This window comes from Acinetobacter sp. YH12218 (assembly GCF_013417925.1).
Lineage (GTDB): Bacteria > Pseudomonadota > Gammaproteobacteria > Pseudomonadales > Moraxellaceae > Acinetobacter > Acinetobacter amyesii.
The window spans coordinates 14,615-29,631 of sequence record NZ_VPDB01000042.1 but is presented as its reverse complement, the minus strand read 5'-3'; the positions used below and the strand labels follow the sequence as shown (position 1 = coordinate 29,631).

Annotated in this window: 14 protein-coding genes; 11 read left to right on the top strand and 3 right to left on the bottom strand. The window is 39.6% G+C overall.

What is annotated here, in order from left to right:
- A partial coding sequence (locus FTV03_RS12010) for an IS66 family transposase (RefSeq protein ID WP_180041526.1) occupies positions 1–590 on the top strand: 590 nt, incomplete at its 5' end.
- A gap of 27 nt (positions 591–617) precedes the next feature.
- Here FTV03_RS12010 and FTV03_RS12005 read toward each other — a convergent pair.
- From FTV03_RS12005 to FTV03_RS11995, 3 genes are all read right to left on the bottom strand, one after another.
- Positions 618–1,319 carry a YgcG family protein gene (locus FTV03_RS12005; protein WP_180041525.1) on the bottom strand — a complete coding sequence of 234 codons (702 nt, stop codon included), beginning with the start codon at positions 1,317–1,319 and terminating at the stop codon, positions 618–620.
- Positions 1,320–1,418: 99 nt separating this feature from the next.
- Positions 1,419–2,144, bottom strand: coding sequence for a folate-binding protein YgfZ (locus FTV03_RS12000; RefSeq protein WP_257220772.1), 726 nt, complete (start codon positions 2,142–2,144; stop codon positions 1,419–1,421).
- A 117-nt stretch (positions 2,145–2,261) separates the two neighbouring features.
- The gene (locus FTV03_RS11995) at positions 2,262–4,361 is read right to left on the bottom strand and encodes a multicopper oxidase family protein (protein WP_180041524.1); all 2,100 of its coding nucleotides are present in this window, start codon (positions 4,359–4,361) and stop codon (positions 2,262–2,264) included.
- A 591-nt stretch (positions 4,362–4,952) separates the two neighbouring features.
- On the opposite strand from FTV03_RS11995, the gene acnD reads away from it, so the two are divergent.
- The 10 genes from acnD to FTV03_RS11945 all read left to right on the top strand — a co-directional run bounded on the left by acnD (position 4,953) and on the right by FTV03_RS11945 (position 14,654).
- Positions 4,953–7,571 (top strand): Fe/S-dependent 2-methylisocitrate dehydratase AcnD, encoded by a 2,619-nt coding sequence (gene acnD, locus FTV03_RS11990; protein ID WP_180041523.1) that lies wholly within the window; start codon positions 4,953–4,955, stop codon positions 7,569–7,571.
- 1,105 nt (positions 7,572–8,676) lie between these two features.
- The gene (locus tag FTV03_RS11985) at positions 8,677–8,913 is read left to right on the top strand and encodes a hypothetical protein (protein ID WP_143221616.1); all 237 of its coding nucleotides are present in this window, start codon (positions 8,677–8,679) and stop codon (positions 8,911–8,913) included.
- Between the two features lie 127 nt (positions 8,914–9,040).
- Positions 9,041–9,616 carry a DUF4126 domain-containing protein gene (locus FTV03_RS11980; protein ID WP_180041522.1) on the top strand — a complete coding sequence of 192 codons (576 nt, stop codon included), beginning with the start codon at positions 9,041–9,043 and terminating at the stop codon, positions 9,614–9,616.
- Between the two features lie 107 nt (positions 9,617–9,723).
- Positions 9,724–9,882 (top strand): DUF2569 family protein, encoded by a 159-nt coding sequence (locus FTV03_RS18190; protein ID WP_180041521.1) that lies wholly within the window; start codon positions 9,724–9,726, stop codon positions 9,880–9,882.
- 217 nt (positions 9,883–10,099) lie between these two features.
- Positions 10,100–10,309 (top strand): hypothetical protein, encoded by a 210-nt coding sequence (locus FTV03_RS11970; RefSeq protein ID WP_078191130.1) that lies wholly within the window; start codon positions 10,100–10,102, stop codon positions 10,307–10,309.
- Between the two features lie 105 nt (positions 10,310–10,414).
- Complete coding sequence (locus FTV03_RS11965) at positions 10,415–10,672, top strand: hypothetical protein (protein ID WP_180041520.1); 258 nt, start codon at positions 10,415–10,417, stop codon at positions 10,670–10,672.
- A 1,114-nt stretch (positions 10,673–11,786) separates the two neighbouring features.
- Positions 11,787–12,029, top strand: a complete 243-nt coding sequence (locus FTV03_RS11960; protein ID WP_180004726.1) for a DUF6868 family protein — start codon at positions 11,787–11,789, stop codon at positions 12,027–12,029.
- Positions 12,030–12,135: 106 nt separating this feature from the next.
- Positions 12,136–12,840 (top strand): DUF1003 domain-containing protein, encoded by a 705-nt coding sequence (locus FTV03_RS11955; RefSeq protein WP_180004727.1) that lies wholly within the window; start codon positions 12,136–12,138, stop codon positions 12,838–12,840.
- A 604-nt stretch (positions 12,841–13,444) separates the two neighbouring features.
- A complete protein-coding gene (locus FTV03_RS11950) occupies positions 13,445–13,903 on the top strand; it encodes a GIY-YIG nuclease family protein (protein WP_180041519.1) in 459 nt (152 codons plus the stop codon).
- 85 nt (positions 13,904–13,988) lie between these two features.
- On the top strand, positions 13,989–14,654 hold the full coding sequence (locus FTV03_RS11945; RefSeq protein ID WP_111884818.1) for a pseudouridine synthase: 666 nt from the start codon (positions 13,989–13,991) through the stop codon (positions 14,652–14,654).
- Positions 14,655–15,017: the final 363 nt, after the last annotated feature.

Sequence of the window (15,017 nt, the reverse complement as noted above, 5' to 3'; positions counted from 1 at the left end):
TTAAATCAGGTCAGGTCATTGAGGTGGGCTGCATGGCGCATGCGCGTCGTAAATTCCATGAACTGCATGTGACCAAAAAAAGTCAGGTCGCTGAACAGGCATTAGTGCTGATTCAGAAACTGTATGCGATAGAAGCAGAGCTCAGGAAAAAGACCGATGGTACAGCGGAAGACCGCCGCGAATACCGACAACAGCATAGTCAACCAGTGATGCAACAACTATATGAATGGCTCAACCAACATCATCTGACAGTGCCATCGAGTTCTCCCACCGCCAAGGCCATCAATTACACTCTGAAGCGTTGGCCAGCTTTAAGCCGCTATCTGGATGATGGCAATCTACCTATTTGCAATAATTGGGTCGAGAATCAAATGCGACCTTGGGCGTTGGGGCGCAAGAACTGGCTGTTTGCAGGTTCGCTGCGCAGTGGTCAGCGAGCGGCAAACATCATGACTTTAATCCAGTCAGCAAAGCTGAATGGCTTGGATCCGTATGCCTATTTAAGTGATGTGCTGAAAAGGTTACCGACACACAAAGTGACCCAAATTGAAGAATTGCTGCCGCACTGCTGGAAACCTAAATTGAATTAAAAAATAGGTATGGGATTCAGCGGACGCTTACAGATGAATAAAAATTTCAAAGATAAGGAGTCCAATAAAAGCACCTAAGGCACCATTAGTACCAAATTTAATAATCACTTTTGTGTAACACCAATAGAGTGGGATACACAATAAGAATGATAGAAATATTCCAGCTATTGTTTTTAGAATGTGATCTATTTTTTGATCTTCGTTTTTAGGTTTACCAAGAGTAATTGATTTATCTAGTAACTTTTTTTGTGTTTCTTTAAAGCCATTAAAATAGTCATTATTTTGGAAATTTGGAGCGAGTGTGTGTCGAATTATGCGCCCAGCTTCTAGATCAGTGAAATCTCCCTCTAAACCATAACCTACCTCGAACCGCATTTTACGATCATCTTTTGCAACCAAAAGTAGTAAGCCGTTATCGAGCTTCTCATTGCCAATTTTAAGTTTATTGAATATCTCAAGTGCATATTGATCAATAGGTTTTCCATTGGTCGAGGGAATCATCAAAATTTTAAAGTCGATATGCTTTTGCTGATAAAGCTGCTCGTTTTGCTTTTTCAATTGGACAATTTCATCGCGGGAAAGCGAGTTGGTTTGATCGACCACATTGCTATTTTTTAGCTCTTCCAATACTGCTGAATCTATCTCGGCATAAATATTTGGTGATATAAAACAACTGAAGAGAATGAGGCAATTCAATAAGAAAAAGCGAAATGGGAAAGGGATGAGCATTTTTATAAATCTTTATATTTTGTTGTAATTTTAAATAGTAATCAGAATAAGAGCCAAACAACTTTTGTAATTTGGCTCTTATTTTCAAAATTAAGATGCTTAAGCAGGACGCGCCACATCACCATTCAATGCTTCAGGCAAGGCTAAAACAGTTACATCTAACTCTTCTAAAGCTTCTGGACGAGCAACAACCAATGCTACATAACCATTATCTACAGCCGCGCTATTGACGACTTGTACGCCTTTATTCAGCTGTTCGCCTTGTGCAGGAGCAGTACCCGTGCCTTGAATTGCATGCAACCAAGCTTTTGGTTTGGCTTTAAACCATAAACGTGCAATCACTTCCTGACCCAAATAACAACCTTTGTCATAGTGGACACCTTCACGCTGATGTAGACGTAACTCTTGTGGTTGGAACACATGTTCAATGGCTTGGTCGATATAGGCCTGACCCGCTTGAATCGCTTGAATTTCCCATGCTGCAACATCCGTCGGTTCCGAAGAAAATGTCGTTTCATCACTGACTAAACTTGGAAAAACTGTACCAGTTTCTTCAAGTTTCATCTTAGAAAATGCACCAAATTTTTTAATATGTTTGGCAAATTCTTCGGCTTGATCTGCCGTAGTGACAATAGAAAAACTTTCAGCACTGTGTTTGGTGAGCCATAAACCAAAGTGAATACGGCCTTTGAGGTCGCAGATTGCAGTATAACGTGTTGCATTTTCTTCAAGGCGTTCAACATGCAAAGTCACTTGCCCTTGTAGAAATTTTTGTGCATCGACACCGTTGAGAGAAAAAGATGTGAATGCCATAGACGTTGTCATGACCAGCCTCAGTATAAATTTTAGATATCATTAATCATGTTATTTTGCAGCAAGCCGCAGTGTTAGGCAAACAAAAAGCCCATATTGATATGGGCTTTTGTACAGCATAGATCGGTCTTAGTGACTGTGTGTCGGCATATCGCTTGCAGACATATCCATAGTGGAATGATGTGAAGGCGGTTCACTATTACAATCATATTGGTCGCCACAAATACGCACGGTTTCCATCATGCCTTGATCTTCATGGTCTAAAATATGGCAGTGCAGCACAAAGTCGCCTTCAAATTTTTCGTATTTACTGCGTACAAAGATTTTATAGCCCTGTTTGACGAAGAGCGTATCTTTCCAAACACCTTTCATTCCATGATATTGCGAGTCAATATTTCCTGCACCATCTTTATCTGAGCTGCCGATCGCACTGACATCGACACCATTTTCATTCAATATTTTCACGACTTGGAATGGATTGACATGAATATGGAAGGGATGACTGGCAACATTACTGCTTAACTCCCACTCTTGAGTTTGCCCGATTGGAAGCTTGCGGACATAGCTATGGTGGGTATGGTCTTCATCATGGTAGGCATCGCCAAAGCTGATCAAGGTACCTTCTTCGGCATGACGAATACCAAATTTAAAGCTGCCATCTGCATTGAACAGAATGTCAAAGTTGGTGATTTGCTTCGCCATTGTTTTGAGCATTTCATCGACTTCAGCAGTCATTAAACTCGCATGAGAGATAAAGGCTGATAAATCACCCTGTTCGAGCTGTGCAATCACTTCTGGTGCCAGTTTTAGTTGGGTGGCCTGACTTTTTAAGAAGTTAAACGGCGTTTGCTGCGGTAGTTGGGTTGCTTTTACATTGACCCAACCGAGGAGCTGTGTATTGAGTTTTTCTTCTGGTGCGCGACGAAGTAACGGACTTGATTCAGGCGCATTAATTTCATCTTCCAGATTCAGCTTGGCATCGTATACACAGTATTTATTGGTGGTCGGGAAGGCGAGCATGGCATCAAAACGATAACCCGGTTGAAAAATTTCAATCCCGTGCTTTTGGATTTTCCCCATGGTTAAGCCGTCTTGTGCAAGGGTATATAACGGTAATGTTTTCAGTGTTTTAATCTGTGAAGACATCGACTTGCTTTGATACTTTTGACATTCGCTCAGGGTTTGCTCTGCGGTAAAGAGCGCAGAATCAGGCAGTTCTTTGATGGTCAAACCAATGGTGTCACGGATACCGCCGTGAATCATGCGCCAGCGGTGGTATTGGTTCTGATCCACCTTAATTTCACCAAACATTTTGCCATTGATACTGGTAAAACGATTTTCATCCGCCCAAGAGGTCGGTATATCGAGTTTTGAATAATCTTCTAAGCTATAGATGCAGGGTGTACCATTCACTTGGCTTAAATTGCTGTCGCAATCTTCATTGTATTGAATCTGCTGGAACAGCATGATTTTTTCATGGTCATACTGCTGGGTTTTTTGATTTTTCCATAAGATGTCCAAATCTCCAGTCTGCTGAATTTGCCCCTGACGAATGGCAGGTTTCCGCTCTCCCTCAATAATCAAAGGGCCAGCCATGCCACTTGAGACCTGAATCGCGGTTGAACCATGCACATGCGAGTGATACCAAAATGTTCCCGCAGGATGATTCGGTTCGATCTTAAATTCGTAATGAAAATCTTGCTGAGGTTTTAAGCTCAAAAATACGTTGTCACTATTTCCTTGCGGGCTAACCCAGAGACCATGTGTATGTAAATTTGTGGTGTTAAAACAGTTCCCTTGGTTAATATTGGTCACTGGACTTGGACAGGTCTCCGTCGATTCAACAGGGAGATGATTGACCAGATGAATTTTTAAATTGTCACCTTGTTTCGCACGAATTTGTGGGCCAACCAACACATCCGAAACACTGCCATCGCTATTTTTCGAGTTCCAGAGTTCAGGTTTAGTCAGATAGCCTCTGACCTGTAATAGGTCATTTTCACCCGTTTCAGGGTCGTATAAGGCTTGGCGTTTATAGGCAATCAGCAGTTCATGCTCACCTTGTGCATTGGCTTTCAAACGTGGTGGATTCGAGATGACAGTCGGTGAGTCTACTTCCTCTTCTTGAATCGTCGAATCTGTTGTCGATTGGTCGTTGTCGCCACAGGCAATGAAGCTGAGACAGCTTAAGAGGCAGCCAGCCCCAATGATGGTTTTAAATTTTGTCATGATCTTTCCCCAAAGCATAATGACGGTAGAACAGTAATCGCAGATTTATTTAGCTAAGGTTTTGTAAATATTGTGATTATTTTGGCGAATACAGTGAATTACTGTGCTTGTATGTCGTGCTTTTATTATCTGAGAGTGGGGTGATTCGACGCTATCCCTGCAAATAGGGATAAATTGAGAATTAAGATAAAATAAATAATAAAACCGTGTTTTGATTCACATTATGACTTTGAGGCGCAATGAGCTAATAAAATAATTTAATGCCTTGATTATTAAATACTAAAATTGATAAGACTGATTTTTAATCAATTTGGTTGATATTTAGATTAAATATTATGCAGTGCAATTTTCCTTAGACTAAAGAATGAGGCAGATTTGCAGCTATTTTTCAAAAAAATTCACATTTAGAGCGAATATTCCAAAGTTAGTGTAACTAAATATTTCAAAAACCCCTGTTTTTATATTTAACTCTATGAAATATATGAGATTTGGGAAATGGGTTTTCGGCAGTGTAGTATGCCTATCGAACAAAGATGAATTGTCTATGAAAAAGACAACGCAAAAAAATGAAAGACCGAGGGCAGGAACGCTATGAACAACAACTACCGTAAACCGCTGCAAGGCACCCAGCTAGAATACTTCGATGTACGCCAAGCCGTAGAAGATATTCAGCCAGGCGCATACGCAAAACTCCCATATACATCTAAAGTCCTTGCAGAGCAGTTGGTTCGTAAATGCGACCCTGCAATCTTAGAACAGTCTTTAAAAGAACTGATTAACCGTAAACAAGACCACGATTTCCCTTGGTACCCTGCACGTGTGGTGTGCCATGACATCTTAGGCCAAACCGCATTGGTTGACCTTGCAGGCTTGCGTGATGCGATTGCTGACCAAGGTGGCGACCCGTCAAAAGTCAATCCTGTTGTTCCAACGCAGCTGATTGTTGACCATTCTCTAGCTGTAGAGTTTGGCGGTTTTGACCCAGACGCATTTGAGAAAAACCGCGCGATTGAAGACCGTCGTAACGAAGACCGTTTCCATTTCATTGAATGGACGAAAACAGCCTTTGAAAATGTCGATGTGATCCCTGCGGGCAACGGCATCATGCATCAAATCAACCTGGAAAAAATGTCTCCAGTGATTCAAAACCGTGAAGGCGTGGCATTCCCAGATACTTGCGTGGGTACAGACTCACATACGCCGCATACTGATGCCTTGGGCGTAATCTCTGTAGGCGTGGGTGGCCTGGAAGCTGAAAACGTAATGCTCGGTCGTGCATCGTGGATGCGTCTGCCAGACATCATTGGTGTAGAGCTTGTCGGTCAGCGTCAAGCAGGCATTACCGCAACTGATATCGTGTTGGCATTAACTGAATTCCTGCGTAAAGAACGTGTGGTAGGTGCTTACCTTGAGTTCTTTGGTGAAGGTGCAGACAGCATGTCTGTAGGTGACCGTGCGACCATTTCCAACATGACTCCTGAATACGGCGCAACAGCGGCGATGTTCTACATCGACCAAAACACCATTGATTACCTGACTTTGACAGGCCGTGAAGCGGATCAAGTGAAATTGGTTGAAGGCTATGCCAAAGAAATCGGTCTTTGGGCGTCTGATATGACCGCTGCGGAATACCCGCGTGTACTGCGTTTTGATTTGTCGAAAGTGACTCGTAATATTGCAGGTCCATCGAACCCACATGCACGTGTATCTACGGCTGACCTAAAAGCCAAAGGGATTGCAGGCAACTTAGAAGCAGCACGTGCGCAAGAAGCAGAAGGTTTAATTCCAGATGGCGCGGTGATCATCGCGGCCATTACTTCATGTACCAATACTTCAAACCCACGTAATACCGTGGCAGCAGGTTTGCTTGCACGTAAGGCAAATGAGCTGGGCTTGGTACGTAAACCTTGGGTGAAATCATCTTTTGCACCAGGTTCTAAAGCAGCCGCTTTATACCTCGAAGAAGCAGGTGTACTCGGTGATTTAGAAAAGCTGGGTTTTGGTATTGTGGCATATGCATGTACCACGTGTAATGGTATGTCAGGTGCTTTAGATCCAAAAATTCAACAAGAAATTATTGATCGTGATTTGTACGCAACTGCGGTACTTTCAGGTAACCGTAACTTTGACGGACGTATCCATCCATACGCAAAACAAGCATTCTTGGCTTCGCCTCCTTTAGTTGTGGCGTATGCGATTGCAGGGACGATTCGTTTTGATATCGAAACCGATTCACTGGGCAATGACAAAGACGGTAATCCAATTTACCTGAAAGATATTTGGCCGTCAGATGCTGAAATTGATGCACTGGTAAAAGAAGCGGTGAAGCCTGAGCAGTTTAAGAAAGTGTATATCCCAATGTTTGACTTGGGTGAGCGTGAAAAAGCGGCAAGCCCGTTATACGACTGGCGTCCGCAAAGTACTTATATCCGCCGTCCGCCGTATTGGGAAGGGGCTTTGGCTGCACCGCGTACACTTGCAAATATGCGTCCGCTTGCGATCTTGCCTGACAATATCACCACTGACCATTTATCGCCTTCAAATGCGATCATGATGGATTCGGCTGCAGGTGAGTACTTACATAAAATGGGCGTGCCCGAAGAAGACTTTAACTCATACGCAACCCACCGCGGTGACCATTTGACTGCGCAGCGTGCAACATTTGCCAACCCGAAATTGTTTAATGAAATGGTGGTTCGTTCTGACGGCACGATCAAACAAGGTTCAAAAGCGCGTGTAGAGCCTGAAGGCGAAGTGATGCGTATGTGGGAAGCGATTGAAACTTATATGAACCGTAAGCAGCCGCTCATCATCATTGCAGGTAAAGACTACGGTCAGGGTTCGAGCCGTGACTGGGCTGCCAAAGGTGTGCGCCTTGCAGGTGTAGAAGTGATTGTGGCGGAAGGTTTTGAGCGTATTCACCGTACAAATTTGGTGGGTATGGGTGTGTTACCGCTTGAGTTTAAAGCAGGGACTGACCGTAAAACTTTGAAGCTGGATGGTACTGAGCTGTATAGCGTGATTGGCAATATTGCGCCGCGTTCTGACCTGACTTTGGTGGTAGAGCGTTCAACTGCTGATGGTAAAAATGAAATCATTAAAGTGCCTGTGACTTGCCGTTTGGATACCGAAGAAGAAGTGCATGTGTATGAAGCGGGCGGTGTATTGCAGCGTTTTGCACAGGATTTCTTGGAAGGGAATGTGGCTTGATGTAATTCTTTAAATCCTCCCTAGCCCTCCTTTTTCAAAGGAGGGAGTTCCCCTCTTTTAAAAGATGAGAAGTATTACTTCGCAAGGGGGAGATTAAAGTAATTGATATTGTTTAAAAAACACCCTACATTTATGTGGGGTTTTTTATAGAGTAAATAAGTTGAAGCCAAGATTACCAAATATAGGATGATAAATTAGTGGGAGTTAGAAATGGCCTTAATTTAATGGTGGTGATTTAATTAATAGATTTTTTTAAATAAAAATAATAAAGCTGAGATATTTAATTTATGTATTTTAATAATGTGGAACTACTTCCTAAAAAGATTTTATCTGATATTCAATTAGGAACTATGCTTTGCTATTTTACTGTCATTTTATTTTTCAATGTAATGATAGGTGTTTTTTCTTTTGATTGTTTTTTAATCTTAATCACCAATGTTTTATTATTGTTTTTTTACTTTTTCGGCAGTATTTTTTTTAAAGAAACAGCATTAATTTTGTTTAAAGATTGGATGTCAGCATGTTTGGTAATTCTTTGTTTTATTTATATATTTTCTATTTGGTAAGTCTTATTTTGATTTACTTACTCTAACTATATTGCTTGTTTTTTATGTGGTTTTTGATGTTTATTATTTATACAGAAAAAATGGATGTATTATTTCGAAAGCTATTGAAGCTGGATTTGAGGGTAAGAAATTTAATTATATAAGTAGAGAAAATTATCGTTTAGAAAAACTCGTTATTCAAAGAAGCTTAATTCATAAGTTTTTCTATATTTTTATTGGTGTTTTTTTGATATTAGGTTTGTTTTTTAAGGAGAGTTTACCGTATATATTCAGTATTATTGGTTTAATGATTAATGGGGAATATAATTATTATGATTTTATGTTATTTATTATTGGAAGTTTTATCACATTTATAGGTATCACATATGTAAATATCTTAATGTTTTTTATGTTTTATTTTATCAAAATGAGTAGGTTTTTAGAAAATTCATCATGACTTAAAGTTTTCGTATTGTATTGAACCTATGTAGGTTTTTGAACCTAATGAATTCAAATTAGAAACCCACCAAAATTTCCACACGAAATTATGCTTTGCCTAAATGCCATTATCAATTGTCGAAATGACCAATAGACATTCATCACAAGAAGGTTATACTGAATCTACCATTTCTAAAAACACATGGAGAACAAAAATGGTTACTGCTGGTCAAAAACCCGGAACAGGCTTCTATTTTTGTGTTCAATGCGGACACCGCGTCTACTTAGAAATTGGTACTGATCGTTTACCACCGTGTACCAAATGCCAAGGCAATCAATTTAACAATAAGAATGCCTAAGCTGCAAAACACTAACAGTTATCCGCTGTTTAGAAAGAAAAGCCCTATCACGCGATAGGGCTTTTTGCTAACGTATAACACAGCATATATAAAAACAAATTGTACGTTTAACCGTTCGGAGAAGCCCATGGAAACAATATTAGGACTGTGTATTGGTATTGGCTTAAGTGCTGCCTGTGGCTTCCGTGTCTTTGTACCTTTATTGGTGATGAGTGTTGCATCCATTTTAGGACTATTCGAACCAATGAAAGGATTCGAATGGTTGTCTATGCCTGCAGTATGTATCGGCTTAGCAATTGCGACGGTTTGTGAAATCGCCGCGTACTATATTCCTTGGGTAGATAATGCCCTCGACACCATTTCAACACCTGCAGCCATGATTGCAGGGACCATCGCCACAATGGCAGTAAGCTCAGGTGAAATGTCACAGTTTGCCAGTTGGGCGGCAGCAATTATCGTGGGTGGTGGTACAGCAACAGCAGTGCAAATGAGTACCGTTGCAGCGCGTGGCGTATCTATCGCAACCACAGGTGGCATTGCAAATCCGATCTTATCTACAGGGGAATGGATTGGCGCTGCTGTCTTGTCAGTATTGACCTTTTTAGTTCCATTTTTTGTGGTGATCTTAGTGATTGCAATCGTGATCTGGATGGTTCGACGTATTTGCCAAAAACGAGCTGTACAGGTCGATACCCCTTTATAAACCAGTCAAGATTCCACTCTAAAATGAATCCATCTTTTAGAGTGAGTGATCTGCGTTATGCTTAATAAATATAGAAATAAAAATCCGAAACTGAGTTTTGGCTGTGTTTGATAAAGATTTTAAAAATTATAAGAAGTGCTACTGATACACAGACCCTCATACAATTAGCGACGAGTAATATAGGTTGTCTGATTTGGACGTCGTATTTGTTGATGTCAGTTCGAGTGAAAAATACCTTTACTCAACATTCAAAGCACTCGGCTTAAGCGAAAAAAATACTATCGAGCAATTTCACTATCTGTCCTAAAAGAGCACATCATTCTGCGTTTAAGTCATCCAAGAGACGCCTAAAAAAATCTTTAAAATTCGATTGATTTTTGAACAATAAAGGCATAATTTTATTATGTGATTATAAATCACATAATTTTTATATGGATTTATTAATCTTTTGAATTTTATAAAAAATAATGAGGGGAATGGTAGATGATTAAATTTATAGTCGATGAAAATGCCTTAACGAATGGCTCGCATTTAATTCACAATGGTACGCAAGGATGTGTAGACATGCCGCAATTTGACCAGCAAATATTGATTGGTTATTTTGCCAATTTTGAACTCGCTTATAAGCGTGCACGTATGAGCTGGCCAACAGAAAAAGTTGTCGGTTGTGATAAGTGTTGTAGTCAAAGCTAGAAATGCAACATGTATGTACCTTGAAATAACGCTGTATATCCAGGAAAAATGGCGCAGAAATTGCTAACTAAAACAGGTAATCGCGTTATTAACAGGATATACAGCATGACCACAGAAACCATCCGTTCTACAAAATATCCAGCAGAGGCGCATGCCTATGCAGCATGGCCTTTGATCTTGATCATCATTGGTGGTGCGATTGGACTGGTTTATGCCGTGATTGCTTATCTGATCAATCTCAAAATATATACATCAGACCTCAGTCGAATGAATAAAATTTTGGCCAATTTACTCTGTGGTATGGCGGCATGTAGTGGTTGGTGGTTTAGCGCACAGTGGATACAAAGCTATTTAGTTCATTGACCAATAATGCGTTGAATAGATCATCCATTAAATAACAGATGTTACACACTTAAAAGTAGTTTTGCATTTTTAAAATGATTTTTAATTCTATTCGACGGTGTCTTATATCTAGGGATTGAATAAAAGGATTAGCCTTCGGCTGGAGGTACTCTTACGAAACATTGTTTCTCATTCGGCAAAATGAGAAGCAAAGCTTCGCAAGGAAACCATCTTGCGGAGCAATGCTCCTCACCGCAAAACTCGCTCATTACCGTCAAATTATTCACAGTATCGCAAAAACATTTTTGATTAAAAGTAGCCCTGTCTAAAACACTTGCGAATGACGTTACCGCGTATCGTTCATTTATTTGAAGCAAATTGCGCTTCTGATGTTACTGCGTAACATCAGTTCAATAAGTAGAACAAAGATAGATCTAGATCATTAGTTACTCACTGAGCGGTGTTTTGTGAGTCATAATCAATGTAGATAATTGAAGCGTAGGGGGAATGTTCAGCGGCGATATATTTTAATTTTGACCCTGTGTTTGCACGTTTGGTCTGTTGTGAAAGAAAATTTTCTTAAAATTGACCATATCTGCAGATAAAAAACGCTGAAATGAGCTGAAAAGATAAAATATCCTGCCAAACCTAAAATGGCTGAAAAAATTTGCTGAATTTGCAGAAAATTAGAAAAACTTAGGAAATTAATCCCGATGCCCTTTGGTTAAAGTATATCTCAAGGGTGTGATAGAGATTGAAAAGAGTAGCATGCTGTCAGTGGTGCAAAACACGCGTACAGTACTCACCCAAAAGGTCTCGATTCAGCTTAGGACGCTATAAACCAGAAGTTTATAGGCTATAAGATCATGACTTACAAAGTGATGATAGTTGAAGTAAACAACATTGTTTTCTCTTATACCACCCCAAAAATTTAAGCCAAAATAAAAAACAATAATAAATCATTACTTCTTTAATCCGCACAAAACAAACCACACCAGTTAAATCAGCACAAGCTCAAAGATCGTCAGGCATCTCCCGTAAAAATAGTCCAAATCTAAGCGGAAATTTAAAAGCAATATTCAATTGCTCGAAAGGGGCATAAACTAAGGATAAAAATACGCTTAGGAGATTTGCCATGAACTTGAGTCATTTAAGCGATTTCTTGCTGTATAGCTTAGTGATTAACTATCTGATTTTAATCATTTGGTTTGTAGTATTTGTCTTTGCTAAAGATTGGATGAAACGCCTGCATGGGCATTGGTTTAAGTTGAGCGATCAGCAGTTTGACGCTATTCATTATGGTGGAATGGCTGTTTATAAAATTGGTATTTTACTTTTGAATTTAACACCCTACATTGCACTGCACTATCTAAAATAGGCTTAAATCATAAAAAATATTGGTGTAAAAGCACAAGCTGCTTGCATTGAATTTAGGCAAAACAGTATGCTCAAAAGAACATAAAATTCAATTGGGCAAGGCAAGAATGAACGGGAAAGTAGAATGCCGTACTTGTTTGGTGTGCAAAAAAAGTTTCCCACTGAAAAATATGATTCCGATGGGAACCGTGCGTAAAGTCATTACAGAAGAAATTGCTCAGGATTTTCCTGAATCCGGTGCTCAGGACTATATTTGCCAAACTGATTTAACCAAATACCGTATGCAATATGTACAGTCAATTTTGAACTCCGAACAAGGCGAAGTCTCCAATTTAGAATATGAAGTGCTGAACAGCATGCAGCAGCATGATCTGATTAGCAAAAATGTTGAAGAAAAGCTGGATCAGCAGTGGAGTTTTGGCGAAAGGCTAGCGGATAAAATTGCAACATTCGGCGGCAGCTGGGCATTTCTTATTTGTTTTACATTGTTTTTAGCGGTGTGGATTTTAGTCAATACGGTAGTGATGGTGAAGCATCCTGCTGATCCTTATCCTTTTATTTTGCTGAATTTGATGTTGTCTTGCCTCGCTGCCATACAAGCGCCCATTATTATGATGAGCCAAAACCGTCAAGAAGCTAAAGACCGCATGCGTTCGGAGAATGATTATCAAGTGAATTTAAAAGCTGAATTAGAAATTCGCCATTTACATGAAAAGATAGATCATTTGTTGATGCATCAATGGGATCGTCTTGCCACGATTCAGGAAATTCAGTTGGATTTACTGTCCGAAATGAGTAAAAAGAAGCAATAGTTTGCTTTGAACAGCATAATTAATTGTTGTTTGAGTACTAAGTTATGGCGGAAATTCTCGTGAAAAGTCATTTATAAGATGGAAAAAATGCTAAAAAACCATAGTTGGGAAAAATATTTTCAATATATCTTTAAATGTGAAAAATATTTTTAAAATAAGCTAAAAACAGTAATTTTCAGGGAAACAATCCCTCATCTATATCACTACTATATATCTCAAGGGTGTTACAGAGATTGAAAAGAGTAGCATGCTGTCAGTGGTGCAAAACACGTGTACAGTACTCACCCAAAAGGTCTCGATTCAGCTTAGGACGCTATAAACCAGAAGTTTATAGGCTATAAGATCATGACTTACAAAGTGATGATAGTTGAAGTAAACAACACTGTTTTCTCTTACACCCTAAAAAATTTTAAAGAATTCAAACGAATAATAAATCCTTCCATCTTTTTCAAAATTCCAAACTTCGCATGTATTCCCAACACACTTTGATCATTGCTGATGTAATAAATATCACGCAGAAGATCTTAAACTTAATCTAAGCTTCAGATTGTCCTTTTCAACAAAGTTGTTATGCTTAACTGTCTAAATTTTAAATAATTTTGTTATGGGTTATCTTGATCAATTGATACAGGATTGTCTGCAGGCACAGCAGACTAAAGCGGAATGTATATTTGAGTTTTCAAGTTTTGATGATCTTGCTCAACATGCACTTTATATTTACGTGATAGAGCTAGTCGGTGGCGATATACAGCAGACATATCAGGACTATGCCGCATTTAAGGCATTGAAAACCCATGCCTGTGCCAAGTTAAATCAACCCAATCACATTCTGTATGTTGGATCATCACGGACAGGTATAAAGAATCGTTTAAAACAACATTTAGGTTTTGGGCCTAAACAAACCTATGCCTTGCATTTGTCGCAGTGGTTTCAGGGCGAATATCGCATCACACTACATCAGTATCCATTAACCACGAGTTCAAGCATCTTACAATTACTGGAGGATGATTTATCTCATTCATTAGCACCTGCCTTTGGTAAATTGGGGACCAATAATCGTTAGGGTAGAACCTGATCGGTCAAAGTCGATTGACAGCGAATTAGTCAGTTGTTATTTTGCCGACATTCTCCCAGTACACAGTCTGTCCATGCCTTTAGATCCCAACTTTGTCTATGCGCCGCCTCAAGGTCCTCTACGTATTTTGTATGAAGATGCAGACTTGGTTGTCATCGAAAAACCAGCGGAATTGCTGTCGGTTCCGGGACGTTTGCCTGAGCATCATGACAGTGCCTATCTTCGAGTTTTGCAACAGTATCCAGCAGCAAAGATTACCCATCGTTTAGACATGGCAACATCAGGCATTTTGATGTTTGCGAAACACCGCGATGCAGAAGTGGCGGTGAGTAAAATGTTCCAAGCGCGAACGGTTCAAAAGCAATATGTAGCTTTGGTTCAGGGTAAGCTAGAAGGTGAGGGCAGTGTTGAAGTGCCCCTCATTACGGACTGGGAAAATCGCCCACGTCAGATGGTGCATTTTGAATTAGGCAAACCTTCAAAAACCTTGTATCAAGCCATTAGCTATGACGCAAGCAAGGATATTAGCCGAGTATTATTAACGCCAGTGACAGGGCGTTCTCATCAGCTACGTGTACACATGATGCATATTGGGCACCCCATTACAGGGGATCAACTGTATCACCCGAATGCCAAACAGAGCTCACTCGGACGGATGGCGTTACATGCTTGCGATCTGGCATTTACCCAGCCATTAACCCAACAAGCTGTTCATATTCATTGCGCGGCAGAATTTTAAAGCATATTCATGTGAATGCTCACTGTTCATAAAATCTGCTGTGTTGCATTGAAAATTTTAGGCAGCTTAGCAAGCTAAGAATAATTACAGCTTTAAATAGGTTTTTCTGCTTAAAAATGAATCACCACATGCACTATATCCCCAATTCTGGGGATATATAAATAATTTAAATATCTCTATAAAGTGTGTGAAATATTTACAAAGATTAATATTAAGTTTCTTTGTATCTTTTAGTAAATAAATACCATTTCTAAAGTTTTATTATATTTTCTAAAGAATATTGATTGATTATTTTTTAATATGAAATTTTTTATTAAATTAATTTAAAACAGTATTTTAGTTGAATTGTGTGTAAGTGTGTAT